The sequence below is a fragment of the Streptomyces sp. CRCS-T-1 genome, from assembly GCF_024442335.1.
In the GTDB taxonomy this organism is placed as follows: Bacteria; Actinomycetota; Actinomycetes; order Streptomycetales; family Streptomycetaceae; genus Streptomyces; species Streptomyces koelreuteriae.
In genome coordinates this window covers 1573125-1599317 of record NZ_CP101651.1, presented here as the reverse complement: position 1 = coordinate 1599317, position 26193 = coordinate 1573125, and the positions used below count along the sequence as shown (strand labels likewise).

20 protein-coding genes are annotated in these 26193 nt (G+C 72.7%); 14 read left to right on the top strand and 6 right to left on the bottom strand.

Annotated elements, in window-relative coordinates:
• The first annotated feature begins 33 nt into the window (after positions 1 to 33).
• The 3 genes from NNW99_RS07080 to NNW99_RS07070 all read left to right on the top strand — a co-directional run bounded on the left by NNW99_RS07080 (position 34) and on the right by NNW99_RS07070 (position 4279).
• Positions 34 to 1218, top strand: coding sequence for a damage-control phosphatase ARMT1 family protein (locus NNW99_RS07080; protein ID WP_215117844.1), 1185 nt, complete (start codon positions 34 to 36; stop codon positions 1216 to 1218).
• A gap of 105 nt (positions 1219 to 1323) precedes the next feature.
• The gene (cyc2, locus tag NNW99_RS07075) at positions 1324 to 3486 is read left to right on the top strand and encodes a germacradienol/geosmin synthase Cyc2 (RefSeq protein ID WP_215117843.1); all 2163 of its coding nucleotides are present in this window, start codon (positions 1324 to 1326) and stop codon (positions 3484 to 3486) included.
• A gap of 232 nt (positions 3487 to 3718) precedes the next feature.
• The gene (locus tag NNW99_RS07070; RefSeq protein ID WP_215117842.1) at positions 3719 to 4279 is read left to right on the top strand and encodes a PDZ domain-containing protein; all 561 of its coding nucleotides are present in this window, start codon (positions 3719 to 3721) and stop codon (positions 4277 to 4279) included.
• On the opposite strand, the gene NNW99_RS07065 is transcribed toward NNW99_RS07070, so the two are convergent.
• Entirely contained in the window at positions 4272 to 5027 is a 756-nt protein-coding gene (locus tag NNW99_RS07065; protein WP_215117841.1) for a phosphodiesterase, read from the bottom strand. The two genes, NNW99_RS07070 and NNW99_RS07065, sit on opposite strands and share 8 nt — an antisense overlap.
• Positions 5028 to 5241: 214 nt before the next feature.
• Between NNW99_RS07065 and NNW99_RS07060 the strand changes: the two genes are divergently transcribed.
• Together NNW99_RS07060 and NNW99_RS07055 are read left to right on the top strand one after the other, a co-directional pair.
• Positions 5242 to 6369 carry an aminopeptidase P family protein gene (locus NNW99_RS07060; RefSeq protein ID WP_215117840.1) on the top strand — a complete coding sequence of 376 codons (1128 nt, stop codon included), beginning with the start codon at positions 5242 to 5244 and terminating at the stop codon, positions 6367 to 6369.
• A gap of 46 nt (positions 6370 to 6415) precedes the next feature.
• The gene (locus NNW99_RS07055) at positions 6416 to 7396 is read left to right on the top strand and encodes an aminoglycoside phosphotransferase family protein (RefSeq protein WP_215124189.1); all 981 of its coding nucleotides are present in this window, start codon (positions 6416 to 6418) and stop codon (positions 7394 to 7396) included.
• 21 nt (positions 7397 to 7417) lie between these two features.
• Here the strand turns inward: NNW99_RS07055 and treZ are convergent, their stop codons facing one another.
• A complete protein-coding gene (gene treZ, locus NNW99_RS07050; protein WP_215117839.1) occupies positions 7418 to 9163 on the bottom strand; it encodes a malto-oligosyltrehalose trehalohydrolase in 1746 nt (581 codons plus the stop codon).
• Between the two features lie 173 nt (positions 9164 to 9336).
• On the opposite strand from treZ, the gene NNW99_RS07045 reads away from it, so the two are divergent.
• Together NNW99_RS07045 and NNW99_RS07040 are read left to right on the top strand one after the other, a co-directional pair.
• A complete protein-coding gene (locus NNW99_RS07045; RefSeq protein WP_215117838.1) occupies positions 9337 to 9903 on the top strand; it encodes a DUF1707 and FHA domain-containing protein in 567 nt (188 codons plus the stop codon).
• A gap of 175 nt (positions 9904 to 10078) precedes the next feature.
• Positions 10079 to 11437: a M14 family zinc carboxypeptidase gene (locus NNW99_RS07040; protein WP_215124188.1), complete on the top strand. Its 1359-nt coding sequence runs from the start codon at positions 10079 to 10081 to the stop codon at positions 11435 to 11437.
• A gap of 16 nt (positions 11438 to 11453) precedes the next feature.
• On the opposite strand, the gene NNW99_RS07035 is transcribed toward NNW99_RS07040, so the two are convergent.
• The 3 genes from NNW99_RS07035 to glgX all read right to left on the bottom strand — a co-directional run bounded on the left by NNW99_RS07035 (position 11454) and on the right by glgX (position 17516).
• Positions 11454 to 12704 carry a M14 family zinc carboxypeptidase gene (locus tag NNW99_RS07035; RefSeq protein WP_215117837.1) on the bottom strand — a complete coding sequence of 417 codons (1251 nt, stop codon included), beginning with the start codon at positions 12702 to 12704 and terminating at the stop codon, positions 11454 to 11456.
• 186 nt (positions 12705 to 12890) lie between these two features.
• Positions 12891 to 15260 (bottom strand): malto-oligosyltrehalose synthase, encoded by a 2370-nt coding sequence (gene treY, locus NNW99_RS07030; protein ID WP_215117836.1) that lies wholly within the window; start codon positions 15258 to 15260, stop codon positions 12891 to 12893.
• A 126-nt stretch (positions 15261 to 15386) separates the two neighbouring features.
• Positions 15387 to 17516, bottom strand: coding sequence for a glycogen debranching protein GlgX (glgX, locus tag NNW99_RS07025; protein ID WP_215117835.1), 2130 nt, complete (start codon positions 17514 to 17516; stop codon positions 15387 to 15389).
• A gap of 182 nt (positions 17517 to 17698) precedes the next feature.
• Here glgX and NNW99_RS07020 point away from each other — a divergent pair, with 182 nt between their 5' ends.
• The 4 genes from NNW99_RS07020 to NNW99_RS07005 all read left to right on the top strand — a co-directional run bounded on the left by NNW99_RS07020 (position 17699) and on the right by NNW99_RS07005 (position 22065).
• On the top strand, positions 17699 to 18511 hold the full coding sequence (locus NNW99_RS07020) for a Tat pathway signal sequence domain protein (protein WP_215117834.1): 813 nt from the start codon (positions 17699 to 17701) through the stop codon (positions 18509 to 18511).
• A gap of 46 nt (positions 18512 to 18557) precedes the next feature.
• Entirely contained in the window at positions 18558 to 19880 is a 1323-nt protein-coding gene (locus tag NNW99_RS07015) for a copper amine oxidase (protein WP_215117833.1), read from the top strand.
• Between the two features lie 114 nt (positions 19881 to 19994).
• Positions 19995 to 21236, top strand: coding sequence for an SAV2148 family HEPN domain-containing protein (locus NNW99_RS07010; RefSeq protein ID WP_215117832.1), 1242 nt, complete (start codon positions 19995 to 19997; stop codon positions 21234 to 21236).
• A gap of 106 nt (positions 21237 to 21342) precedes the next feature.
• On the top strand, positions 21343 to 22065 hold the full coding sequence (locus NNW99_RS07005) for a 3'-5' exonuclease (RefSeq protein ID WP_215117831.1): 723 nt from the start codon (positions 21343 to 21345) through the stop codon (positions 22063 to 22065).
• A 34-nt stretch (positions 22066 to 22099) separates the two neighbouring features.
• On the opposite strand, the gene NNW99_RS07000 is transcribed toward NNW99_RS07005, so the two are convergent.
• Positions 22100 to 22963 carry a phosphotransferase enzyme family protein gene (locus tag NNW99_RS07000; RefSeq protein ID WP_215117830.1) on the bottom strand — a complete coding sequence of 288 codons (864 nt, stop codon included), beginning with the start codon at positions 22961 to 22963 and terminating at the stop codon, positions 22100 to 22102.
• A 168-nt stretch (positions 22964 to 23131) separates the two neighbouring features.
• Between NNW99_RS07000 and NNW99_RS06995 the strand changes: the two genes are divergently transcribed.
• From NNW99_RS06995 to NNW99_RS06985, 3 genes are read left to right on the top strand one after another with little or no spacing between them, the layout of a single operon-like run.
• Positions 23132 to 24067 (top strand): carbohydrate ABC transporter permease, encoded by a 936-nt coding sequence (locus NNW99_RS06995; RefSeq protein WP_215117829.1) that lies wholly within the window; start codon positions 23132 to 23134, stop codon positions 24065 to 24067.
• Positions 24064 to 24897 carry a carbohydrate ABC transporter permease gene (locus NNW99_RS06990; RefSeq protein ID WP_215117828.1) on the top strand — a complete coding sequence of 278 codons (834 nt, stop codon included), beginning with the start codon at positions 24064 to 24066 and terminating at the stop codon, positions 24895 to 24897. Before NNW99_RS06995 ends, NNW99_RS06990 begins: the two co-directional genes overlap by 4 nt.
• Positions 24897 to 26177, top strand: a complete 1281-nt coding sequence (locus NNW99_RS06985; RefSeq protein ID WP_215117827.1) for an ABC transporter substrate-binding protein — start codon at positions 24897 to 24899, stop codon at positions 26175 to 26177. The genes NNW99_RS06990 and NNW99_RS06985 overlap by 1 nt, the downstream gene beginning before the upstream one ends.
• The last annotated feature ends 16 nt before the right edge of the window (positions 26178 to 26193 follow it).

Below are 26193 nucleotides of genomic sequence, written 5' to 3'. Positions count from 1 at the left end.
CGGGCAGGGGGGCCGCGCGCTACGGTGAGCCGCATGCCCGACACCCCCACCCCACCCGTGCTCCTCGGCAACCAGCCGGGCTCGTTCCCCCACAGCGTGCTGGCCGAGCGGCACCCCGCGATCATCCGGCAGGTCCGCGAGGCCTTCCCCTACGAACCCGGGCAGCACCGCGCGCTCGACGAACTGCTGGCCAACTGCACCAAGGGCGAGATCGAACCGCTCCCCGCCGACGCGCACGACCGGGACCTCTGGGAGACCTGGGGCCTCGGCGAGTACACCGGCCGCTCCTGGTTCGACGTGCCGTGGCTGTGGTCCGAGAGCTGGTTCTACCGGCGACTGCTCCAGGCCGTCGGGTACTTCGGCCCGGGCCCCTGGCAGGGCATTGACCCCTTCCGCTCGTTCAAGCTGGCCGAACTCGACTCCGCCGAGACCGACGAGGAACTGGCCGCACTCGACGACCTCGCGAACCGGCCCGTCGGCGAACAGGCACAGGCCCTGCTGCACGGCTCCCTCTGGGGCAACCGGGCCGACCTCGGCTTCCGTCTCTCCGCCGAGGGAGCGCGGGACGCGGACGCCGCCCCGGGCCTGGTGGCCGACGACAGCGACGCACTGTGGTCGCTGCTCGGCACGACCGGCACCGGCACCCTCTGCCTGGTCGCCGACAACGCGGGCCGCGAACTCGTGCCCGACCTGCTGCTCATCGCCCACCTCCTGGCCCACGGCCGGATCTCACGGGCGGTCCTGCACATCAAGCCGTACCCCTACTACGTCTCCGACGCCACCACCGCCGACGTCGTCGACGCGCTGCGCCGGCTGACCGGAGCCGGGGGAGCGGCCGCCGAGCACGGACGGCAGCTGTGGTCGGCCCTGGCCGACGGCCGCCTCGTCCTGCGCGCCCACCCCTTCTCCAGCGCCCCGCTGCCGTACGAGGAGATGCCCGGCGACCTGCGCGCCGAGTTCGCCTCGGCCACGCTCACGATCTTCAAGGGCGACCTCAACTACCGCCGCCTGGTGGGCGACCGGCTCTGGTCCCCGACGACCCCCTTCGGGGACGTCACCGCGTACTTCCCCGGCCCGGTCGCCGCCCTGCGCACCCTGAAGTCCGATGTGATCACCGGCCTCGACAGCCGTACGGAGGCCGAACTGGTCGCGGCGGAGGACCAGCGCTGGCGCACCAGTGGCACCCACGCGCTGATCCAGGTGCGGGTCCCCGGCTAAGTCAGACCGCCTCCAGAACGGCTGCTTTCACGTTCGATTCACGCGATGGTGTGATCATGTCCCGCCCCGCGGATGCCGCCGCGGGGCGCCGGGTAGGGCCCGGCCATGACGCAGCCGTTCGAACTCCCGCACTTCTACATGCCGCACCCCGCGCGGCTGAACCCCCATCTCGAGGAGGCCCGCGCCCACTCGACCCGGTGGGCGCGCGAGATGGGCATGCTGGAGGGATCCGGCGTCTGGGAGCAGGCCGACCTCGACGCGCACGACTACGGCCTGCTCTGCGCGTACACCCACCCCGACTGCGACGGCCCGGCCCTCTCCCTCGTCACCGACTGGTATGTGTGGGTCTTCTTCTTCGACGACCACTTCCTGGAGAAGTACAAGCGCAGCCAGGACCGCCTCGCCGGCAAGGCCCATCTGGACCGGTTGCCGCTGTTCATGCCGCTGGACCTCTCGACTCCCGTGCCGGAACCGGAGAACCCCGTCGAGGCGGGCCTCGCCGATCTGTGGGCGCGCACCGTGCCGAAGATGTCGGGGGACTGGCGCCGCCGCTTCGCCGTGGCCACCGAGCATCTGCTGAACGAGTCCATGTGGGAGCTGTCCAACATCAACGAGGGGCGGATCTCCAACCCCGTCGAATACATCGAGATGCGCCGCAAGGTGGGCGGCGCCCCCTGGTCGGCGGGGCTCGTGGAGTACGCGACCGCCGAAGTGCCCGCCGCCGTCGCCGGATCGAGGCCGCTGCGGGTGCTGATGGAGACGTTCTCCGACGCCGTGCATCTGCGCAACGACCTGTTCTCCTACCAGCGGGAGGTCGAGGACGAGGGCGAGCTCAGCAACGGCGTGCTCGTCCTGGAGACCTTCTTCGGCTGCACCACCCAGGAGGCCGCCGACACCGTCAACGACGTCCTCACCTCCCGCCTCCACCAGTTCGAGCACACGGCGTTCACCGAAGTGCCCGCGGTGGCGCTGGACAAGGGCCTCACCCCGGGCGAGGTGGCGGCCGTCGCGGCGTACACCAAGGGGCTGCAGGACTGGCAGTCCGGCGGCCACGAGTGGCATCTGCGCTCCAGCCGCTACATGAACGAGAACGCGCGCGGCAGCAAGCCCTGGCCGGGCTGCAGCGGCATGGGCACCTCCGCCGCCGACGTCCGCACCCTGCTCGCCTCCACCGGCGTCGAGCGGCTCCGCTCCTACACACACGTGCCGTATCAGAAGGTCGGGCCCTCCCAAATCCCCGACATCCGCATGCCGTTCCCGCTGTCCCTCAGCCCGCACCTCGACGACGCCCGCCGGAATCTGCGCCACTGGGCGGACCGCGTGGGCATCCTCGCCGAGGGCGTCTGGGACGAGGACAAGCTCAGGGCCTACGACCTCGCGCTCTGCTCGGCGGGCCTCGACCCCGACGCCACACCGGAGGCCCTCGACCTCAGCGCACAGTGGCTCGCCTGGGGCACCTACGGCGACGACTACTACCCGCTGGTCTACGGGCACCGGCGTGACCTGGCGGCCGCCCGGCTGACCACGGCCCGTCTGTCCGACTGCATGCCGGTCGACGGCGAGGCACCGCCGGTCCCGGTCAACGCCATGGAGCGGGGCCTGGCCGACCTGTGGCTGCGCACCACCGCGGGCATGACGCCCGAGGCGCGGCGCACCCTGAAGGACGCGGTGGACGTCATGACCGAGAGCTGGGTCTGGGAGCTGTCCAACCAGCTGCAGAACCGCGTCCCCGACCCGGTCGACTACCTGGAGATGCGCCGCGCGACCTTCGGCTCCGACCTCACCCTCAGCATGTGCCGGATGGGCCACGGCCCGGCCGTCCCGCCCGAGGTCTACCGCAGCGGCCCGGTCCGCTCCCTGGAGAACGCCGCGATCGACTTCGCGTGCCTCATCAACGACGTCTTCTCGTACCAGAAGGAGATCGAGTACGAGGGCGAGATCCACAACGCGATCCTCGTCGTGCAGTCCTTCTTCGGCTGCGACTACCCGGCCGCGCTCGGCGTCGTGCACGACCTGATGAGCCAGCGCATGCGGCAGTTCGAGCACGTGGTCGAACACGAACTGCCCATCCTGTACGACGACTTCCAGCTCTCGGCCGAGGCGCGCGCCGTCATGGCGGAGTACGTCACGGACCTGCGGAACTGGCTGGCGGGCATCCTGCACTGGCACCAGCAGGTGGACCGCTACAAGGCCGACTGGCTGGCCCGCCGCGCCCACGGCTTCCTCCCGGACCGGGCCCCCGCCGTGCCGGTGCCCGCCCTCGGCTGAGGCGGCGCCGGCCTTCCGCCCTTCGTGATCTGCGGCTCGCACCGCACCCGCCTGCCGGGTGCGGTGCGAGCCGTGCCTTGTCTCCGTCTGTTCCGACGGGAGGTATGGCCCGTGTGGGGGCCGGTCAGTCTCACTCGTTCGTGGCTCGTCGCGTGCCGAGGTGCCGGGTAGAGCACCAGCCGTGATCGTCCCGCGTCCGACGGAGGCGATCGGCACCATCCGGAGGCGAGCCATGGAACAGACCGCGCTGCGACCCAAGCCGATGCCCGGTCGGGAACCCGGCGCGGCGGCGCCGGCCACCGAGGCCGGCCCGGACCGGCCGCGCCCGCGCGCCGCCCGGCGGCGCGGCCGGCGGCTCGTCAACGCCCTGTTCGCCGCCTTCCTGGGCGCGGTGCTCGTCCTCTCCGGGATCGGCCTCGCGGCGGTGGGCAGCACGGTGGCCGCCACGGGCGAGGTCCTCGGCCCGCGAGGGTGGCACAAGCCGTCGCCTTCCGGGCCCTCGCCGTCCGCCGCCGCGTCCGTGCCCGCCGCCGTGACGCTCGGCGTACAGGTCATGGACGCCCGGAAGCCGGGAGCCCTGGTCGTCGGCATCCAGGTCCCCGGCCCGGGACACGCGGCGGGCCTGGAGCGCGGCGATCTGCTCCTCGTCTTCGGGAGGACCCGCATCGACACGGCCGCCGACCTGGCCCGGGCCGTCGCCCGCGCCCGGCCCGGCTCCGAGGTCCGGCTGACGGTGCGGCACCGCGGGGGCGGCTACCAGCAGCTGACGGTCGTACCCGCCGTCGTCACATGACCACCCGGAAGTGGCTCGTGAGCCGGCCCGCGTCGTCCAGGACATGGAAGGCGAGTCCGGGCGGCGCGTCCCGGTCCGCGACCTGGTCGCCCTCCCAGGGCAGCCGCAGCGTCCATGTCACACCGGGGCCGGTGACCAGCGGCCGCCCCGCGAACGAGGTGGCGGCGGGGGTGTGGGCGTGGCCGGTGATCAGCCCGGCGATCTCGGGTCGGCGCGCCAGCAGCGAGGCCAGCCGGTCGGGTCGGCGCAGCCGGCAGGAGTCGGGCAGCGGGTGGTGCAGCGCCACCGGCGGGTGGTGGAAGGCGAGCAGCGCCGGAAGGCCGCCGTCGAGTTCGTCCAGGGTCGCCTCGATCCAGTCGTACGTCTCCTCGTCCAGCTCCCCGTCGTCGCTCCCCGGGACGCTGGAGTCGCACATCAGCACGGCGCCGTCCTCGAAGACCTGCACGCTGTTGACCGGCCCCTCGGCCCCGGGCAGGCCCAGCAGCGCCTTGCGATAGGGGGCGCGGCTGTCGTGGTTGCCCGGGCAGGTCAGCACCGGGAACGGGGCGTCGCCGTCGCGCAGCCCCAGCAGACGGGCCGCCTCCTCGTACTCGGACTCCGTGCCGTGGTCCGCGATGTCCCCGGTCACCAGCAGCGCTTCGACGCGCCCCGGCAGTTCCCGCAGACGGTCGCGGACACGCTCGGCACGCTCCGTCGCCCGCGCGCTCCCGTCGAGATGCAGATCGCTGATGTGTGCCAGTACGAGCACGGCGGCACGCCCCCTCGTTCGAACGACTGATGAATGCCACCAGCAGGTGCTGCTGCTAATGGCTATAGCGCATCTAAGCATTAGACCTAACGGTTGGGAAACCTCCTGCCGTTAGGGGGGATCCTCAAGTGGAGTCCGCAGACGGCTCGCGCCGCCCCCTTTGGCCGGGCAGGATGTCTGCCCGTAGCCCCTTCGCCCGTCCTGGGAGGCCCGGATGACCGGAAGCACGGCCGCGTCCTTCACCGCCGACGACTACCGGGCCCGCATGGAGCGCGCCGCCCTTACGGCAGCAGAGGCCGGTCTCGCGGGCCTGCTGGTGGCCCCGGGCCCGGACCTGGTCTGGCTCACCGGCTACACGCCCCCAGCGGTCACCGAGCGGCTCACCCTGCTGGTCCTCGCCGCCGGACAGGACCCCGTCCTCGTCGTCCCCGCCCTGGAGGCCCCGGACGCGCACAAGGCGGCCGGCGCGCCCGCCCTGACCCTGCGTGACTGGACCGACGGCAAGGACCCCTACGCCGCCACCGCCGCCCTGCTCGACGCCTCGGGCCGGTTCGGCATCAGCGACAACGCCTGGGCGCTGCACCTGCTGGCCTTGCGGCAGGCCCTGCCCGGCAGTTCCTACGCCTCGCTCACCGAGGCCCTGCCCATGCTGCGCGCCGTCAAGGACGCGGCCGAGCTGGAGCTCATGGCGGCCGCGGGAGCCGCCGCCGACGCCACGTTCGACGAGATCCGGAACGTCCCGTTCGCCGGGCGCCGGGAATCCGAGGTCGCCGCGGACCTCGACCGGCGTCTGCGCCGGCACGGACACGAACAGGTCGACTTCACCATCGTCGCCTCCGGCCCCAACGGCGCCAACCCGCACCACGAGGCCGGCGACCGCGTCATCGAACGCGGCGACATGGTCGTCCTCGACTTCGGCGGCCTGAAGGACGGCTACGGCTCCGACACCTCCCGCACCGTCCATGTCGGCGAACCCACCGACGAGGAACGCTCCGTGCACGACCTCGTGCGCGCGGCCCAGGAGGCCGGCTTCCGCGCCGTACGGCCCGGGGCCACCTGCCAGGATGTCGACCGGGCCGCCCGCGCGGTCATCGCCGACGCCGGCTACGGCGAGTACTTCATCCACCGCACCGGACACGGCATCGGCGTCACCACCCACGAACCGCCCTACATGATCGAGGGCGAGTTGCAGCCCCTCGTGCCCGGCATGTGCTTCTCCGTGGAACCCGGCGTCTATCTGCCGGGCCGGTTCGGCGTGCGCATCGAGGACATCGTGACCGTCACCGAGGACGGCGGGCGGCGCCTGAACACCACCTCCCGCGAGCTGGTCACAGTGGAGTGACGCCACCATGCCCCCACCACGCCTCCCGAACGGCAACGGCGCGACCATGACCCAGGCACCGACACCCACCGCGGACACCGTCCGCAGGCTGGTCCAGTCCCTCCTCAAGGACAAGAAGGACAAGAAGGACAGGGATGGCAAGGAGACGAAGCGGGGCAGGGAAGGCACCGGCCCCGACGTCCGGCCCGCCGCCCCGGGCGCCGAACCCGCCACCTGGTGGGTCGGCAGCCGCCATGTGCTGCGCCTGGCCCCCGACCGCGAGGCCACCGTGCGCCAGCGCCGCGAACTGCGCCTGCGCGACCTCGTCCGCCCGCACCTCCCGATGGCGGTGCCGGCCAGCGTGGCGCACGGCGAGTGGGCGGCCGGGCTGACCTACACGCTGGACACCAAGGTGCCGGGCGGCTCGGGGCAGGAGCACGACGTGTCCGCCGTCGGCGAGGCCGACCTCGCGGCACTGCTCACCGGGCTGCGCGAGGTGCCGGTCCGGCAGGCCGAGACCCTCGGTGTGCCGCGCGCCGCGCCGCGCTCCCTGGAGGCACTGCGCCGGGCCGCCGTACGCGCCGCCGAACTGTGCGCCGACGCCGACGAGTTCGACGCCGCGCGCCTGCACCAGCTCACCCAGGCCGCCGCGGCCCAGCTCGCCGCCCAGTCCGGCTCGGCCGTCCTCACCCACCACGCCCTCACCGGCGGCCATCTCGTGGTCAGCGCCGACGGCCGGGTGCGCGGCGTCCTCGGCTGGGGCGGCGCGGTCGTCGGCGACCCGGCCGAGGACATCGCGGGCCTCTCACTCGCCGTCGGCTCACCCGCCGCCGTACGCGCCGCCACCCTCGCCGGCTACGGCGCCCGGCCCTGTCTGCGCGGACTGTGGCTCGCCCGCTGCGACAGCGTCGTCCACCTCGCCGAGGCCCTCACGGGCGGCGACGCGCGCCGGCTCGGCGCGTCGCGGACACGGCTGCGCCACGCCTGGGAGCCGATCCTGCTGGAACGCGTGACGGACCTGCGCGAGACGGACGACGACGCCCTGTAGCCGGGCGCCGCCGCCGGTGCCTCACCCCTGCGACAGCACCACGCCCGACTCCCCGGGCAGCCGCAGCACCCCGTCGGCGCCGGGCGTCTCGACCGGCTCCCACGCGGCCAGCAACCGCGCGCGCGGCACACCGAGCGACAGCTCCGCCGGTTCCGGCGCCAGGTTCACCGCCACGAGGACGTCCCCGCGCCGGAAGGCGATCCAGCGGCGCTGCTCGTCATAGGCCACCTTGGTGTCGGCGAGGTCGGGGTCGGTCAGGTCGGGCTGTTCGCGGCGCAGGGCGATCAGGCTCCGGTACCAGGCCAGCACGCGCGCGTGCGGCTCGCGTTCCGGCTCGGACCAGTCGAGGCAGGAGCGGTCCCGGGTCGCCGGATCCTGCGGGTCGGGCACGTCCTCCTCCTTCCAGCCGTGCGCCGCGAACTCCCGCCGCCTGCCCCGCCGTACGGCGTCGGCCAGCTCCGGGTCGGTGTGGTCGGTGAAGAACTGCCAGGGCGTGCCTGCCGCCCACTCCTCGCCCATGAAGAGCATCGGCGTGAACGGCGCCGTCAGCGTCAGCGTCGCCGCACAGGCCAGCAGCCCGGGGGAGAGCTGGGCCGAAAGCCGGTCCCCCTGGGCGCGGTTGCCGATCTGGTCGTGGGTCTGGCTGTAGCCGAGGAGCCGGTGCGCGGCCACGCGGTTGCGGTCCAGGGGCCGTCCGTGGTGGCGCTCGCGGAAGCTCGAGTACGTCCCGTCGTGGAACCAGCCGCCGCCGAGGGTCTTGGCGAGCCCGCCGAGCCCGGCGCGCGCGAAGTCGGCGTAGTAGCCCTGCGACTCGCCGGTCAGCGTGGTGTGCAGGGCGTGGTGGAAGTCGTCGTTCCACTGCGCGTGCAGCCCGAGGCCGCCCCCGGCGCGGGAGGTGATGAGCCGCGGGTCGTTCAGATCCGACTCGGCGACCAGGAACAGCGGCCGGTCCACCTCGGCGGCCAACGCGTCCACGGCCGCCGACAGTTCCTCCAGGAAGTGCCGCGCGCGCGTGTCCACCAGCGCGTGCACCGCGTCCAGGCGCAGCCCGTCGATCCGGTAGTCGCGCAGCCAGGCCAGCGCGCTGCCGACGAGGAACGCGCGCACCTCGTCCGACCCGGGCGCGTCCAGGTTCACCGCGGCGCCCCAGGGCGTGTGATGCGTGTCCGTGAGATACGGCCCGAAGACGGGCAGGTAGTTGCCGGACGGGCCGAAGTGGTTGTGCACCACGTCGAGGACCACGCCCAGGCCGAGTTCATGGGCCCGGTCGACGAAGCGTTTCAGCGCCTCGGGTCCGCCGTACGGCTCGTGCACCGCCCACAGCGACACACCCTCGTACCCCCAGCCGTGCGTGCCCGGGAAGGGGCACAGCGGCATCAGCTGCACATGCGTGACGCCCAGTTCGGCGAGATGACCGAGCCGCTCGGCGGCGGCGTCCAGGGTGCCCTCGCGCGTGTACGTCCCCACATGCAGCTCGTACAGCACCGCGCCGGGCAGCGGCCGCCCCGCCCACCGCGCGCGCCACGCGTACCGGTCGTGGTCGACGACCGCGCTCAGTCCGTCCGGGCCGTCCGGCTGCCGCCGCGAGCGCGGATCGGGCAGCACGGGCCCGTCGTCGAGTGCGAAGCCGTACCGGGACCCCTCGCGCGCCTCGGCCTCGCCCCGCCACCACCCCGGCCGCTCCGGGTCGCGCTCCAACGCGCGTGTGACGTCGTCGCACCGGAGCGTCACACGGCCGGCCTGTGGTGCCCACACCTCGAACTGCACGGACGGTTCCCCTTCGTCTGCTCACCGTGATGTAGCCCGTCCATGGTGCGTCAAACGAGATCAATCCGCTGGCGCATCCTCCCTTTTGCGGCAGGTGTCGCCGGGTACGCGCGCGTGGCGGGCGTTTTCCCGTTTTCTGGACAGCCCGGCCGCGCTGCCCGACAATCACCTGCGTGACGTCGTCCTTCGAGTTCAACACGTACCCCGCGCGACTCTCCGACGTGGAGCGCGAAAGGGCGCTGAAGGTGCTCCGCGACGGCGCCGCCATGGGCCGCCTGTCCCACGACACGTTCGTCCGCCGTATGGAACTGGCGCTGACCGCCCGCCGCCCGGACGAGCTCGCCGTGCTCACCGCCGACCTGCCCTCGGAGAGCCGGTTCTCCCGGATGGTTTTCGGCACCGTCGAGTCGGTCTCCGGATTCACCGTGCGGCTGCGCCGCGCCTGGCAGGCCGAGCGGCTGCCCAAGCTGCTGCTGCCCCACCCGGAGCACGGCCATCCGCTGAGCATAGGCCGCGACCCCGCCAGCGGGCTGCGCCTCACCCACGAGACCGTCTCCCGCGTGCACGCCGAACTCCGCCACCAGGGCGGCATGTGGGTGCTGCGCGACCTCGGCTCCACCAACGGCACGACCGTGAACGGCCGACGGGTCGTCGGCGCGGCCCTCGTCCGCGAGGGCGACCAGGTCGGATTCGGGCAGATGGCGTTCCGGCTGACCGGGGTCCGGCCGGCGGCCGACTGACCTGAAACCGAGGCACTCCCGGGCTCCGGCCTGGGAGTTGTCGGCGGCCCTTCCATCAGGGTGGCTCAAATCCCGTTGTCGTCCGTGGTGTTGACGTACCCCTGAAGTCGTGACTCACTGTGCGTACGCCATCTACATCTGGTGAACCGACGGCACCGCATGGGGGAGGTGTGCCCTGCCGCCCTTTCCGCGCTACCCGACCGTCGACGAACTGGGCGCCCGGGCCGCCGCCCTCGTCGCCCGCCACCCCCGTGACGCCCGGCTGCGCCGGATCGGCACCTCCCGCGCGGGCACCCCCCTGTGGCTGCTCTCCGTCGGCCACGGAAGCCGCCAGGCCCTCGTCGTCGCCGGCCCGCACGCCAACGAACCCGTGGGCGGCGCCACCGTCCTGCGGCTGGCCGAACGGGCCCTGGCCGACGTACGGCTCACCGAGGGCGCCGACGCCACCTGGAATCTGCTGCTGTGCCTCGACCCGGACGGACTGCGCCGCAACGAGGGCTGGCTCACCGGCCCCTACACCCTCGGCCGGTACTTCCGTAACTTCTTCCGGCCCGGCTTCCTGGAACAGCCCGAATGGCTGCCCGACGGCGCGGCCGACGCCGCCCTGCCCGAGACCCGGGCGCTGCTCGACGTCCAGGACGAGCTGCGCCCCTTCCTCCAGTGCTCCCTGCACGGCGTGGACATCGGCGGCGGCTTCGTCGAGCTCACCCGCGACCTGCCCGGTCTCGCCCCGCGCCTCGCCCACATCGCCGCCCGGCTCGGCATCCCCCGCGAACTCGGCGCGTACGACGCCCTGTACTGGCCCGGCCTCGGTCCCGCTGTCTACCGGATACCGCCGCCGCGCCGGGCCGGTCTCGCCGCGGCCATCACGGAGGCGGCCGTGGAGTCGACGTGGTTCCACCCGCAGCGGCACGGCACCGTCACCGCGGTCGTCGAGGCGCCCATGTGGGGCGTGACGGCCGTGTCGGACGGCTCCCCGCCCGCCGACGGGGACGTGGTGCTCCGGTCCGTCAGCCGCGCCCTGCGCCACGACACGGCGCTCCTGCGGCACCTGCTGGCCCGGATCCGCCCGCACCTGTCCGCCGTGCCCGACGCGGAGCGGCTGCTCGCCCCGGTCGACGACTATCTCCTGGTCTGCCCCGGCCTCGCCGACGCCTGGGACCCCGAGACCGGCGACGGCGCGCCCCACCCCCTCCCGCCCCTGACCACCGCCCACCTGGCCGCCCTGCGCATCTCCGGGCGACGGCTGGTGCTGCGCACCGCCGGGCTGCTGCACCAGCTCGTGCGGGCGTCGGGCCGCGACCCGGCCGGGGCCCTGCCGGAGCTGGATCGGCTGATCGACGAGTGGTGCGCCGACTACCGCGACGGCTGCGGGGCGCGCTGGATCCCGGTGGCACGCCAGGCGGAGTACCAGGCGCGGGTGGTGCACTCGGTCTTCGAACTGGCCGGGCGGCACACACGCGCGGGCTCGGGCTCGGGCTCGGGGCAGCCGGAGTGGGAGGCCGGTGCGGTGGTGCCGGTGCAGCGCGACTGAACGCCGCGGGGGCCGCCTACAACGCCCTCTCGCGCGCGTGCAGCGCCGCCGCGACCACCGTGCGGGACTGATGCTCCACCTGGTTCTCCAACGGCACCCAGCGGGCACGGAAGCGCTCCGCGAAGGCGTCGCTCCAGGTCCCGACGAGCTCCTCCAACTGCTTCGCCGCCCGGTCGTCCGTCCCGCGCAGCACCCGCAGCAGCATGGCCGCCGCCCGCAGCGGCACCCGCCGTACGAACGCGTCCACGCTGCCGACGTAGGCCATGGTGCGGTCGGCGGGCGGGGTGTGGACCAGGTCGGAGGCCAGCCCCGGCACCAGCTCCAGACCCCACTTGGCGGCCCGCAGCAACGGCCCGTCCAGACCCGCCAGCCGCGGCAGCGCGCCGTCGAGCACGCGCGTCACCTCCAGCGCGTCGCGCTGCAGCCGGCGCGCGAGCCGGCCGATCGCCGCCGCCGGAGCCGGATGCGGAGCCGGGTCGTCCACCAGGTCGCTCGCCCACATCGGCACCTCGACCACCGCGGTCATACCGCCGTACCGATGGGCGTGGAACCAGGTGCTGTGCCGCGCGTCGTCCGGCAGGCTCGGATACGCCGGACCGATCCCCGGCGCCGGCATCACATGCACCCCCGGCCCCGAGGCCGGCCACCCAGCGGCGTCCGAGGCGCCGGTCTCCACCGGGATGTGCAGCTCCGCCGCGGACTTGGCGAACGGCTCGGCCAGCCCGGGCACGTCCTTCGTCAGCTGCACCCAGCTCCCGCCCAGGTCCGTGCCGTGCAGGGTCACCTGGAGGTAGGGCCGCAGCTCGTCGATGACGCCGGTCAGGGCCAGGGTCTCGGGAGGCAGCCGGTCGGGCGGCAGCACGGACGGCGCCCACTCCGGCTGCTCCGGGCCCGCGGGACGGAAGAAGCCGAGGTGGTAGTCGAACAGGCTGCGCGGCGCCGGCGTCACATGCAGGCTCGCCCCGTCGGGGTCCGCGCACAGCAGGAAGTGCCAGGACATGCCGTCCCGCAACTCCCGCTCGGCCAGCACCCGCCGGGCGAGCGCGAGCAGCGTGCAGGAGCCGGTCGGCTCGTTGGCGTGGGCGCCGGCGACCACCAGTACGGCTCGGCGGGCGCGGCCCACGGACAGTAGGTGCAGCGGTCGGCCGGCCCGCGAGACACCCACCTGCCGCAGGGTGCACACACCGGGGCGGTGAGCGGCCAACGCCCGGGCAGCCGAGACCAGTTCGGTAACCGTCGGGTAGCGCAGCTCCGGCAGGACACTCACCCCCGTCACATCCGCCCGAGTTCGCCATCGCAGTACCCCACGGCCATGGTGCGGTGTCAAGAGCACGGCCGGGGAGCCTCCAGGGGGCGCCCGGAAGCACGGACGGCGGGTGTGCGGCGGGTGCCGTGAACGTGTGGTCCCCGAGGGCCCGCCAGGGTCGCCTGAGCGAGGTGATTCAGCCCCGCCTCACTCGCCCACCCGCTCCAGCAGCGCGACCGGCAGCCCCGCGAAAAGCTCCTCCACGCGTGCGTGCCCCGTGAACTCGCGCCCGGGCTCCAGCACATCCGCCCAGCGCCCCGGCGGCAGCGGCAGCCGGGTGTCACGCCAGCCGCCCGCCTCGGCCAGCCGCAGGGACAGCCGCGTCACGGCCGTGAGCACCTCGCCGGAGCGGACGAACGCCGCGCAGTACGCCGCCGCGGGGCCCTCGGCGGTCAGCGGGGCGTACGTCGCCGTGTCGCCGAAGGCGTCGGGGCGCCGCTTCCGCAGCCCCAGTGCCGCCCGGGTCACCGCGGCCTTCTCCCCGGAGGTCCGGCCCGGCTCCTCGGGCGGGAAGCCCACCGCCCGCCGGTTGTCGGGGTCGACCAGCGCCCGGTACTCGGCCTCCGTGCCCTGGTAGACGTCCGGAACGCCCGGCATCGTCAGCTGCACCAGGGCCATGCCCAGCACGTTCGCCCGGATGTGCGGCTCCAGGGCCTCCCGGAAGGCCGCCACCCGCTCGGCCGGCGCCCCGCACGGCCCGGCCGCCACGAACCCCGCCACCGCCTCCTCGTACGGCGGCTCCTGCTCGGTCCAGCTCGTGTACAGGCCCGCCTCGCGCACATGCTTCAGCAAGGCACCCTGCACCCGCTCGGGCGACCCCGGCTCCGGACCCAGCCCGAACACCGTCTGCCAGGCCGCCCAGGCCAGTTGCGCGTCCGGCACGCCCTCCCCGGTGCGGGTCACCTCGGCGAGGACGTCCGCCCAGCGGTCCGGGCACTCGGTGAGCACGTTCAGCGCCGCCCGGACATCGCCGCTGCGCTTGGTGTCGTGCGTCGAGGCGACCGTTCCGCTCACCGGCCAGTCGCGCTGCACGCGCGCGCAGTAGGCGTGGAACTCCTCCGGCGCCAGCGCGGGAGCGCCCGGATTCCCGCCGACCTCGGTCGCCGACAGCAGCGGCACGTACCGGTAGAACGCCGTGTCCTCCACCGACTTCGCCCGCAGCGCCGACGCGGTCTGCGCGAACCGGGTGCGGAACTCCACCTGCGCGGGCCCGTCGCCGTACCGCCCCAGCACCAGGTCCCGTACGACGTCCACCGCGCCGGCCTCCTCGGGCACGGCGAAGGCCTGCCGGGCCTCGGCCGCGGCCTCCTCGGTGACCACGGACGCGGCGTCGGCCGACTCGTAGGGCCGGTAGACCTCCATGCGCACCAGCAGCTCCTGGAGCGCGGTGCGCAGCGCCCAGGGCGCGCGGTCGCGCAGGGCGGGCTCGGGCGAGGTCGCGCACAGCCGGGCCGCCACCCGGGTCAGCCGGTCCATCTCCGTGGCCAGCTCGTGCGTGAGGACCTTGTACGCCGCCCTGCGCACCGTCGCCTCCCACCGCCCGCCCCGGTCCGTCTGCGGGGCCGCGAACCGCCGGTACTGCCCCAGCAGGTCCCCGAACCCGGCCGGGTCCGTGAAGAGCCCGTCCACATGCCGCAGGGCGTCGTAGCCGGTGGTCCCGGCGACGGGCCAGGACGCCGGGAGATGCTCACCGTCGGCCAGGATCTTCTCCACGACCGTCCAGCGGCCGCCCGTCGCCTCGTGCAGCCGCCTGAGGTAGCCGTCGGGGTCGGCGAGCCCGTCGGGGTGGTCGATCCGCAGCCCGTCGATCACGCCCTCGTGCAGCAGCTCCAGGATCTTGCCGTGGGTCGCCTCGAACACCTCGGGGTCCTCCACCCGCACCCCGATCAGCTCCGAGATGCTGAAGAACCGCCGGTAGTTGAGCTCGGTCCGGGCCAGCCGCCACCACACGGGCCGGTACCACTGCGCGTCCAGCAGATGCGGCAGCGGCAGGTCCTCGGTGCCCTCGCGCAGCGGGAACACATGGTCGTAGTAGCGCAGGACGTCACCGTCGACACGCAGCTCCTCGAGCACCTCGCCCAGCGGCCCGCCGAGCACCGGCAGCAGCACCTGGCCGTCCTGCGCCTCCCAGTCGATGTCGAACCAGCGCGCGTACGGCGACTTGGGGCCCTCGCGCAGCACCTCCCACAGGGCGCGGTTGTGGCGCGGGGCCATGGCCATGTGGTTCGGGACGATGTCCGCCACCAGGCCGAGCCCGTGCTCACGCGCCGTGCGGGCCAGCGCCCGCAGCCCCTCCTCGCCGCCCAGCTCAGCGCGCACGCGCGCGTGGTCGACGACGTCATAGCCGTGCGTCGAACCCGGCACGGCCTCCAGGACGGGGGACAGATGCAGATGCGAGACGCCGAGCGAGGCCAGGTACGGCACCACGGCCGCCGCGGCCCCGAAGGGGAAATCGGGCTGCAGCTGCAGCCGGTACGTGGCCGTGGGCACCACCGGGTCAGGACGCTCAGGTGTCATGGACCGTACGTACCCGCCCCGCCGCCGTATCTGTCATCGCCCGCGCCGGGTGCGCCGCGCGTCGCCCGGACGAGTGGCTCTTTCCGGACGACGCGCCGCCATCGCGAGGCGAGGCCGCGGGGGCGGCTACACGGGCCTCTGGAGCACCGTGAGGCTCCGGTCGGTCAGGGTCAGCCGGTCCCCGGCCTGCACCTTCTCGCCGGTGTCCGCCGGCACCCCGTCGGCGCGGGCCGTGTCGACCACGACCTGCCACTGCCGCCCGTGGTCGACCGGCACCACGAATTCCAGCGTCTTCGGCGAGGCGTTGAACATCAGCAGGAACGAGTCGTCGGAGATGCGCTCCCCGCGCGCGCCCGGCTCCGAGATCGCGTTGCCGTTGAGGAACACGGTCAGCGCCGACGCCTGCGCCGAGTCCCAGTCCCGCTGGGTCATCTCCCGGCCCTCCGGAGTGAACCAGGCGATGTCGGAGAGATCGTCGTGCGTGCCCTCCACCGGCCGGCCGTGGAAGAAGCGGCGTCTGCGGAAGACCGGGTGGTCGCGGCGCAGCCACACCATCGCGCGCGTGAAGGCCAGCAGCTCCCGCTTGAGTCCGCCCTCCTCCTCGTCGCCCTCCGGCCACTCGACCCAGGCCAGCTCGTTGTCCTGGCAGTACGCGTTGTTGTTGCCGCGCTGGGTGCGGGCGAACTCGTCGCCGTGGCTGATCATGGGCACGCCCTGGGACAGCATCAGCGTCGCGATGAAGTTGCGCATCTGCCGGGCCCGCAGCCGCCGCACGTCCGGATCGTCCGTCTCGCCCTCGGCCCCGCAGTTCCAGGACCGGTTGTGGCTCTCGCCGTCCCGGTTGTCCTCGCCGTTGGCGTGGTTGTGCTTGTCGTTGTAGGCCACCAGGTCGTGCATCGTGAAGCCGTCGTGGCAGGTCACGAAGTTGATGGAGGCCAGCGGGCGGCGTCCGTCGTCCTGGTAGAGATCGGACGAGCCGGTCAGCCGTGAGGCGAACTCCGCGAGGGTGCGCTGCTCGCCCCGCCACAGGTCGCGCACGGTGTCCCGGTACTTGCCGTTCCACTCGGTCCACAGCGGCGGGAAATTGCCCACCTGGTAGCCGCCCTCGCCCACGTCCCACGGCTCGGCGATCAGCTTCACCTGCGAGACCACCGGGTCCTGCTGCACCAGGTCGAAGAACGACGACAGCCGGTCCACCTCGTGGAACTGCCGGGCCAGCGTCGCGGCGAGGTCGAAGCGGAACCCGTCGACATGCATCTCCGTGACCCAGTACCGCAGCGAGTCCATGATCAGCTGGAGCACGTGCGGGGACCTCATGAGCAGGGAGTTCCCTGTCCCTGTCGTGTCCATGTAGTAGCGGGGGTCGTCGGTGAGCCGGTAGTAGCGCGCGTTGTCCAGGCCCTTGAAGGACAGCGTCGGGCCCATGTGGTTGCCCTCGGCGGTGTGGTTGTAGACCACGTCGAGGATCACCTCGATCCCGGCCTCGTGCAGCGCCTTCACCGCCGACTTGAACTCCAGCACCTGCTGGCCCCGGTCGCCCCAGGACGCGTAGGCGTTGTGCGGGGCGAAGAAACCGATCGTGTTGTAGCCCCAGTAGTTGTTCAGGCCCATGTCGACCAGGCGGTGATCGTTCACGAACTGGTGTACGGGCATCATCTCCAGGGCCGTGACCCCGAGCTCGGTGAGGTGCTCGATGACCGCCGGGTGGGCGAGGGCCGCGTAGGTGCCGCGCAGCTCCTCCGGCAGCCCCGGGTGGCGCATGGTGAGGCCCTTGACATGGGCCTCGTAGATCACCGTGTGGTGGTACTCGGTGCGCGGGAGCCGGTCGTCGCCCCAGTCGAAGTACGGGTTGACCACGACCGACGTCATCGTGTGCGGCGCCGAGTCCAGGTCGTTGCGCCGGTCGGGCTCGTCGAAGTGGTAGCCGTAGACCTCCTCGCCCCAGCCGATCGAGCCGCTGATCGCACGCGCGTACGGGTCGAGCAGCAGCTTCGCGGAGTTGCAGCGCAGCCCGTGCTCCGGGGCGTACGGTCCGTGCACCCGGAAGCCGTACCGCTGCCCCGGCATGATGCCCGGCACGTACGCGTGCCGCACGAAGGCGTCGCTCTCCCGGAGCTCGATCGCCGTCTCCGAGCCGTCGTCGTGCAGCAGACACAGCTCTACTCGGTCCGCGGCCTCCGTGAAGACCGCGAAGTTGGTACCGGCGCCGTCGTACGTGGCACCGAGTGGATACGCCTCTCCAGGCCAGACCTGCATGGATTCGACTCTTTCAGGTGTGCGGCGCCGGTGGGGACGCCTTGGCCCCGAGTCTCCCCGAAAGTGAGGGAACCTCCTATGACTTATGTCCCTCTTACCGGGTGACCAGTGCATACGCGGTATGCCAAATAAATGGGGCAAGGATGTACTCCCGGGGCTGATGGGGGGAGTAAGGGGATGATGTGCGCAAGATAGTGCACCGTCACTTAGGCAAGGTGGTGGCCGGTACGGCCATCGCCGTGGCCGGGACCGCGGTGATGGTGGGGATCACCCTGCCGGGCACGGCGGGGGCCGACGACACGGCGACCAGGGCGGGGCAGGCGGGGCAGACCCTGCGGCAGGAGGCCGACGCCGGCCGGGCCGTGCCGCCGGGCGTGGTGGAGGAGGCGCCCGCCGAAGGGGAGAAGGGCGCGGGCCGCGACCCGCTGACCGACGACGAGACGGAGCGGGTCGCGAAGATCGCGCTGAACCGGCAGCTGCTCCAGAGCAGCGAGGGCGTCGACGGGGAGCGCGGCCCGCAGCGGCTCGGCGTCGACCTCGCCGAACCGGAGGCCGACGAGGTCGGCGACCCGAACGCGCCGCGGCGCGCCGACGTGACGTTCTACGACTACCGGGACGACACCCTCGTCACCAGGACCGTCGACCTCTCCACCGGCAAGGTGGTGCAGACCGGCACCCAGCGCGGCGTCCAGCCGCCCCTGAGTCGCGACGAGAAGGCCGAGGCGGCGAAGCTGCTGATCGCCGACCCGCTGGGCGCGGGCCTGAAGGCCGACTACCGGGACGCCACCGGCAAGGAGCTCACCTCCGCGGACCAGCTCCAGCTCAGCGGCGCCGTCTACCGGGCCGCGCCGGGAGCCCAGCCCGCCGTGCTCGACCGCTGCGGCGAGCACCGCTGCGTCCGGCTGTTCCCGAAGATCAAGAACGGCCCGTGGGTCGACGCGAGGTCGATCGTGATCGACCTGAGCGCCCGCAAGGCCGCCCGGCTCGACCACTGACCCGCTCGCCTCGCTCTCACTCTCCACTTCAGGGAGTCATCTCGTCATGTCTGTGAACAGACACAGCAAGGTCCGCACCCGGGCGGCCGTGGGCCTGACCGTGGCCACGCTCGCCGCCGGTGTCACGGCCGGCGCGGGACCCGCCACCGCCCGGCCGCAGGCCGCCCCCGCGGCACCGGCCGCCGAGTGCAGCGCCGACTACCGCGTCGAGCAGAAGCTCTCCACCGGCACCACCTGGCGGATGTGCTGGCGCTACGACGGCAAGGCCGGCCTCGTCCTGGAGAACATCTCCTACCAGCCCAAGGGCGAGCCCAAGCCGATCAAGGTCCTCAACAGCGCCCGGCTCGGCCAGATCCACGTCCCGTACGACGACGGGAACGTCGAGTACGACGACCTGACCGGGTTCGACTTCGCCCAGGGCCTGATGAGCCTGGCGCCCAGTGAGTGTCCCGGCGGCACCATCAAGACGGTCAAGGTCCCGGAGTCCTGGAACGAGGACCCGAACGTCAAGGGCCTGTGCACCACCACCCGTTCCCGCGGCCACGCCTACCGCATGCAGGGCGACACCGCGAACAAGGTCTACCAGGCCCAGGGCAAGGACCTGCTCGTCTACACCGTCAACCAGGTCGGCTGGTACGAGTACATGACCGAGTGGCGCTTCCAGGACGACGGCACGATCACCATGAACGTCGGCGCCACCGGCAGCCTGTCGTGGGAGGACTACGACGCCGGGGACGGCCGCGGCTGGCCGATCGGCAAGGGCGCGAACGCCGCCAAGGCCACCAGCCACAGCCACAACGCCTTCTGGCGGCTCGACTTCGCCCTCGACGGCTCCACCGCCAACAAGATCGAGCAGTACGACTCGACCGTCACCGCCCCGGCCGCCGGCCAGCGCGCCCCGAGCACCAAGACGACCCGCACCAAGGTCACCAAGGAACTCGCCGGGGACAGCAAGAACTACCGCTGGTGGCGCGTCGTCAGCGCGACCGGCAAGAACAAGGACGGGCACCCGCGCTCGTACGAGATCGTCCCCGGCCCGACGACCAAGTACCCGGGCCGCAGCTACACCAAGCACGACGTGTACTTCACCGAGTACAACAAGTGCGAGCTGTTCGCCAGCCACAACCCCGGCGCCTGCGGAGCCGGAGCCGGCACCTCCGTCGACAAGTGGGTCAACGGCCAGGCCCTCAAGCACCCGGTGGTCTGGACGAACATCGGCTTCCACCACATAGCCCGGGACGAGGACCAGCAGCCCATGCCCGTCCACTGGCAGGGATTCTCCATCGCCCCGCGCGACGTCACGGCTATGAATCCGCTCACTCCGGCCGAGCTCGGCTGGCAGAACGGGCACTGGCGACCGCGCAGTTGAGAACGACCCTGCCCATCCGGCTGCACCGCCGACCGCTCCCGGAGTACCCTTCCTTGATCGTTGGGTGGGGCCAGGCCCCTCGGGAGGCTCGGGGGAGCGGAAGGCGGTGCGCGGGTGGGCTCGGGAGGGCTGGAGCTGCCCCCTGGTGACGAGGGTCACGAGGGGAACTCCACAGACGTCCCGACCGGTGCGGTGTCCCTGGCGCGGCCGATGGACGCGACGGGCTCGATCGGCCCGGAACTGGACTGGGACACCGACGCCTGGCGCGAGGTACGCACCCGCGCCCAGCGGGCCGGCCGTGCCTACATCTGGCTGAACCTCGTCGAACAGCGGCTGCGCTCGGTCGTCGCCGCCGTCCTGCGGCCCATCTACGAGCCCGTCCACGGCGACGACTGGGTGGTGGCCGCCGCCGGACCCGCCGGGCAGGAATGGGTGCAGCGCGCCGTCGCCGTACGTGAGGTCAGCCGCCGCAAGGGCTATCTGCTCGACCCGGCCGACGACAACGTGCTGTCCTTCCTCACCCTGCCGCAGCTGCGCGAGCTGATGGTGCAGCACTGGCCCTGCTTCGAGCCCTACTTCGACGACCGCCGCGACGTCGAGCTCGCCCTGGACGAGCTGGAGGTCACCCGGAACGTCGTCTCCCGCAACCGGGCCCTGTCCGAGGCCGTCCTGAACCAGGCCGAGCGGGCCTCGGCCCGGCTGCTGGAGATGCTCGGCGCCGACGGTGACGTGCCGTCGGCTCGCCGGCTGCCCGTCGACGCCGTCGAGGACCTGGTCGGCGACCGGTACGCCGACGTGGTCGCCGTCCACCCGGACCGGGTGCGGCTGATGCGCCAGTTCCCGGCCGAGGACATCTTCGGCGGCGCCCGCCGCCTCGACGCCATCGGCATAGGCCTCAACCTGCTCGTGCAGAACTTCTCCGGCCGCCGGCTGGTGCGGCTGGCCGAGTCGGGCTGCCGGGTACGGCTGCTGTTCCTCAACCCGGCCTCCAGCGCGGTCAAGCGGCGCGAGCGCGAACTGGGCATCAAGCGCGGCGAGCTCAGCCGGGCCGTCGAGATGAACATCCTGCACATGCGCCGGGTGCGCGCCCGGCTGCGCGACCCGGGTGCCTTCGAGATCCAGGTCTTCGACGAGACGCCCCGCTTCACGGCGTATCTGGTCGACGGCGACGGTGCGGACGGCATCGCGGTCGTGCAGAACTATCTGCGCCGGACACGCGGCATGGAGGCACCGGTGCTCGTGCTGCGCAACGGCAGCAAGGTGGTCAAGTCGGGCGAGATCGACGAAAGCGGCCTCTTTCCCACCTACCGCGAGGAGTTCGAGGTGATGTGGGCGGATTCGCGGCCGGTGTCGTGAACGGTGCCCCGCGGACCGCGCTCCTCGGATTGTCAGTGGTGCGTGCGAGGGTGGAGACCACTGGGGGACACCACCGGGGGACGCACCACAAGAAGGGGGACCGCCCATGGGCTGGCACCGGGAGCTGCTGATCGGCTTCGACCTGGAGACGACGGGCACCGATCCGCGCGAGGCGCGCATCGTCACGGGGGCCGTGATCGAGGTCAGGGGCGGGGAGCCGATGGGGCGCCGCGAGTGGCTGGCCGACCCGGGGGTTCCGATCCCCGAGGAAGCGGTCGCGGTGCACGGCGTCAGCAATGAACGCGCGGCGGCCGAGGGCCGGCCGGCCGACCAGGTGGCGGACGCCCTCGCCGACGTCCTCACCTCCTACTGGAAGACGGGCGTGCCGGTCGTCGCCTACAACGCGGCCTTCGACCTGACCCTGCTCTCCGCCGAACTGCGGCGGTACGGACTGCCGTCCCTGCGTGACCGCCTGGGCGGCGTGGACCCCGCCCCGGTCATCGACCCGTACACCATCGACCGCTGGGTCGACCGCTACCGCCGGGGCAAACGCAACCTCGCGGCGGTCTGCTCGGAGTACGGCGTGGTCCTCGACTCCGCCCACGACGCCACGGCCGACGCCCTGGCGGCGGCCCGGCTGGCCTGCGCGATAGCCGACCGCCACCCCAAGATCGCGAGCCTGGGCCCGGCGGACCTGCACCACCGCCAGATCGAGTGGTACGCGCAGTGGGCGGCGGACTTCCAGAGTTTCCTGCGCGGCAAGGGCGACGCGACGGCCGTGGTGGACGGGGCGTGGCCGCTGCGGGAGCCGGCCGACGAGCGGGTCTGAGCCGAGGGAGGGTCTGAGCCGAGGGCTCCGGCCCTCAGAACGGATACCACCGCACCGTCTCGTCGCCCTCCCGCAGCGACGCCACCCGCCGCTCGAACTCGGCCAGTGCCTTGGGGTTGCTCGGCGCGTGCTGGGCCACCCACGCACAACTGGCCGTCTCCCGGGCGCCGCGCAGCACCGAGCACCCGTCCCACTCCCGCACGTCCCAGCCGTAGGTCTCGGTGAAGGACGCGTACGCCTCGTCCGTGAGGCCGTACCGGTCGTGGGACAGCGCCATCACCACCAGATCGTGCTCGCGCAGGTCGGCGGAGACCGTCTCCAGGTCGACCAGAACCGGTCCGTCAGGGCCGACATGCACATTGCGGGGCAGCGCGTCGCCGTGGATCGGCCCGGGCGGCAGATGGGGCGTCAGCGCGGCGGCCCGCGCGGCGAAGCCGTCCCGCCGCTCGCGCAGATACGCCGCGTCCGCGGGGGCGATCGCCTCGCCCGCGAGCCGCAGCCAGCGTTCCACACCGCCCAGCAGATCGCGGGCCGGCAGTGCGAAAGGAGGAAGAGGCGTGGCGTGCACGACCCGGAGCAGTTCGGCCAGATCCCTCGGCTCGGCGGGCCGTACGGCATCGGGCAGCCGGTGCCACACCGTCACCGGGTGCCCCTCGACCAGCAGCGCCTTCGGCTCGGCCGCGCGCACCGCGGGCACGCCCGCCTCGGCGAGCCAGACCGCGATGTCCAGCTCGCGGCGCGCCCGGTCCAGGAGTTCGGCGTCGCGGCCGACCTTGACGACCAGGTCGCCGGCGGCGAACACCGCGTTCTCGCCCAGCGCCAGCAGCCGCGCCTCGCGGGCCGCGCCGCCCACCGCGCCCGCCGATGCCAGGACGTCCCGCGCCCGTGCCTCGTCCATCGTCCGCCTCCGTGGTCCCGGTCCTCGTACGTCACCGTCGCGTTCTGGCCATCCGCCCGCCAGTGTCCCATTCGCACAGGTGGGACCGTGTGCGCGGTGCCTTGACGAGGCAGGCCGCCTTCACGACCATGACCTGGCCCGCCCGAGCCGTGCGAAGGGGCTGATGCCGTGACCTCGGTGACCGAGGTGAGGAAGCCGGCCGATCCGGCACCGGGCCGGGCCCGGCCCCGCCGGGTCGTGGACCACGGCGCCTGGTTCCTGGTGCTGCCCGCCCTGATCCCCATCCTCGTCCTCAGCGTCGGCCCGCTGCTGTACGGGATTCTGCTGGCCTTCACCGACGCCCAGTCGGGCCGTACCGAGCCCACGCAGTGGATCGGCGGCCTCAACTTCCGGGACCTGCTGCACGACACGCTGTTCTGGGAGTCGTTCCGCATCGGGCTGGTGTGGGCGGTCGGGGTGACCGTGCCGCAGTTCCTGCTCGCGCTGGGCCTCGCCCTGCTGCTCAATCAGGAGCTGCGGCTGCGCTGGCTGGCCCGCGCCCTGGCGATCATCCCCTGGGCCATGCCCGAGGTCGTCGTAGGCATCATGTGGCGGCTCGTCTACAACCCGGACGCGGGCATCCTCAACGAGACCCTGCGCGACATCGGCCTGGGCGGCGGCCGCGACTGGCTCAGCGGGCTGGCGACCGCACTGCCCGCCGTGATCCTCGTCGGCGTCTGGGCGGGCATGCCCCAGACGACGGTGGCGCTGCTCGCCGGGCTGCAGAACACCCCGCGCGAACTGCACGAGGCGGCGGCGGTCGACGGGGCGGGTGCCTGGCGCCGCTTCCGCACGGTGACCTGGCCCGCCCTCAGACCCATCGCCCTCGCCATCACCGCGCTCAACCTGATCTGGAACTTCAACTCCTTCGCCCTGGTCTACGTACTCACCAACGGCGGCCCCGGCGGCCGGACCCGGCTGCCCATGCTCTTCGCCTACGAAGAGGCCTTCCGCTACGGGCAGTTCGGCTACGCGGCGGCGATGGGCTGCGTGATGGTGGCCGTGATCTCGATCGCCCTGGCCGTCTTCCTCGTCGGCCGCCTCAGGGGAGGTGACGACGCGTGAGGACCTCCGCACCGGCCCGCGTCGGCCAGTACACCGCGCTGCTCGCCTACCTCGTCTTCCTCGCCTTCCCGTTCCTCTGGCTGCTCTCCACGGCGTTCAAGCCGCCGCGCGAACTGGGCAGTCTGCATCCGACGTGGATCCCGAAGGACCCCACCCTCGACAACTTCCGGCAGGCCTTCGACGAACAGCCGCTGCTGCACGCCGCCCTCAACTCCCTCGTCGCGGCGCTCGCGGCGGCGGTCGTCGCCGTGCTGATCGCGACGCCGATGGCCTATGTCGTCGCCCGGCGGCGCACCCGGCTGGCGAAGGCGGTGACGGGCTGGGTGGTGGTCAGCCAGGCGTTCCCGTTCGTGCTGCTGATCATCCCGCTGTTCCTCGTGCTGAAGAACCTCCGAATGATCAACTCCGTGCCGGGGCTGGTGCTGGTGTACGTGGTGTGGGCGCTGCCCTTCGCGCTGTGGATGCTCGCCGGGTATGTGCGGGCGGTGCCGCCCGAGTTGGAGGAGGCCGCCGCTGTCGACGGGGCCGGGCGGGTGCGGACGCTGGTGTCGGTGACGGCACCGCTGCTCGCGCCGGGCATCGTGGCGACGGGCCTGTTCGCGTTCATCACCGCGTGGAACGAGTTCTTCTTCGCGCTGGTGCTGCTCAAGACACCGGAGAAGCAGACCCTGCCGGTGGTGCTCACCCACTTCATCGGGGCCGAGGGCGTCGCCGACCTCGGCCCGCTCGCGGCCGCCGCGTTCCTCGCGACGCTGCCCTCGCTGGTGGTCTTCGCGATCATCCAGCGGCGGATCACGGGCGGCATGCTCACCGGGGCGGTGAAGAGCTGATGCGCGCCCGTCTGCCGGCCCTGGCCCTGGTCCTGCTGCTGCTCCTCGCCGGCTGCTCCTCCGGCGGCACCCGCGACGACGGCCGGATCACCCTGCGCTTCCAGTCCCTGGCCTGGCAGGAGGAGTCCGTCGAGGCCAACAAGGCGCTGGTGAAGGAGTGGAACGCCACCCACCCGGACATCCGCGTCGAGTACGTCCAGGGCTCCTGGGACAGCGTCCACGACCAGCTCCTCACCGCCTTCGAGGGCGGCGAGGCACCCGACATCATCCATGACGCCTCCGACGACCTGGCGGACTTCGCCTACGGCGGCTACCTGGCCGATCTCACCGACCTGCTGCCCGCGCGGCTGAAGTCGGACATCCCGCGGCGCAGTTGGGAGACGACCACCTTCGGGGACGGCGTCTACGGCGTGCCGTTCCTCCAGGAACCGCGCGTGCTGATCGCCAACGCCAAGTGGCTCCGGCAGTCCGGGGTGCGGATCCCGACCCCGGAGAAGCCATGGAGCTGGGCCGAGTTCCGCCGGATCACCGAACGCCTCAGCGGCCGGGGGAAGTACGGCATCGCCTGGCCCCTGAAGGAGCCCGTCTCGGCCACGCTCAACCTCTCCCTCTCAACAGGCGGACAGCTCTTCCACCGCGGGGCGAACGGCAAGGTGACGGTCCGGTTCGGGGAGGCCGACCAGGTGGTGCCGCGCACCATCCACGCCCAGGCCGGCACCGACGGCAGCGCCTCGCCCACGACCCTGGGCAGCGGCGGCTCCGACACCCTGCCCGGCTTCTTCGGCGGCAGATACGCGATGGTCCCGCTCGGCTTCTCCTACCGTCAGCAGATCGTGCAGCAGGCGCCGAAGGGCTTCGACTGGCAGGTGCTGCCCGCCCCCGCAGGCGCCGGAGGGCTCACCCAGGGCGTCAGCCCGCAGACCCTCTCCGTCGCCGAGGACTGCCCGCACAAGAAGGAGGCCGCCGCCTTCATCGACTTCCTCCTCAGACCGCCCAACATGGTCCGCCTCGCCCTCGGCGACTGGATGCTGCCCACGGGCCGCCAGGCTCTGAGCGATCCGGCCCTGCGCACGTCCGAGCACGGCTGGGCCACCGGCACCGCCCTCGCCGAGCACCTGCGCCCTGCACCCGCGCAGACGGTGCGGGGCTACCCCGAGTGGAAGGACAAGGTGGCGACCCCGGCCCTCCAGGAGTACTACAGCGGAGCCATCGGACTCGGCGCACTGCGCGAACGGCTGGAGGAGGACGGCAACTTGGTGCTGGCGCGCTATCAGCGCTGACGGCGTCGCCGGTCCG

What these genes read in the sequence shown, in the direction of transcription:
- NNW99_RS07080 (WP_215117844.1), top strand. Translation starts at nt 34, where the DNA reads ATGCCCGACACCCCCACCCCACCCGTGCTCCTCGGCAACCAGCCGGGC.
- cyc2 (WP_215117843.1), top strand. Translation starts at nt 1,324, where the DNA reads ATGACGCAGCCGTTCGAACTCCCGCACTTCTACATGCCGCACCCCGCG.
- NNW99_RS07070 (WP_215117842.1), top strand. Translation starts at nt 3,719, where the DNA reads ATGGAACAGACCGCGCTGCGACCCAAGCCGATGCCCGGTCGGGAACCC.
- NNW99_RS07060 (WP_215117840.1), top strand. Translation starts at nt 5,242, where the DNA reads ATGACCGGAAGCACGGCCGCGTCCTTCACCGCCGACGACTACCGGGCC.
- NNW99_RS07055 (WP_215124189.1), top strand. Translation starts at nt 6,416, where the DNA reads ATGACCCAGGCACCGACACCCACCGCGGACACCGTCCGCAGGCTGGTC.
- treY (WP_215117836.1), bottom strand. Translation starts at nt 15,260, where the DNA reads ATGACACCTGAGCGTCCTGACCCGGTGGTGCCCACGGCCACGTACCGG.
- glgX (WP_215117835.1), bottom strand. Translation starts at nt 17,516, where the DNA reads ATGCAGGTCTGGCCTGGAGAGGCGTATCCACTCGGTGCCACGTACGAC.
- NNW99_RS07015 (WP_215117833.1), top strand. Translation starts at nt 18,558, where the DNA reads ATGTCTGTGAACAGACACAGCAAGGTCCGCACCCGGGCGGCCGTGGGC.
- NNW99_RS07005 (WP_215117831.1), top strand. Translation starts at nt 21,343, where the DNA reads ATGGGCTGGCACCGGGAGCTGCTGATCGGCTTCGACCTGGAGACGACG.
- NNW99_RS07000 (WP_215117830.1), bottom strand. Translation starts at nt 22,963, where the DNA reads ATGGACGAGGCACGGGCGCGGGACGTCCTGGCATCGGCGGGCGCGGTG.
- NNW99_RS06985 (WP_215117827.1), top strand. Translation starts at nt 24,897, where the DNA reads ATGCGCGCCCGTCTGCCGGCCCTGGCCCTGGTCCTGCTGCTGCTCCTC.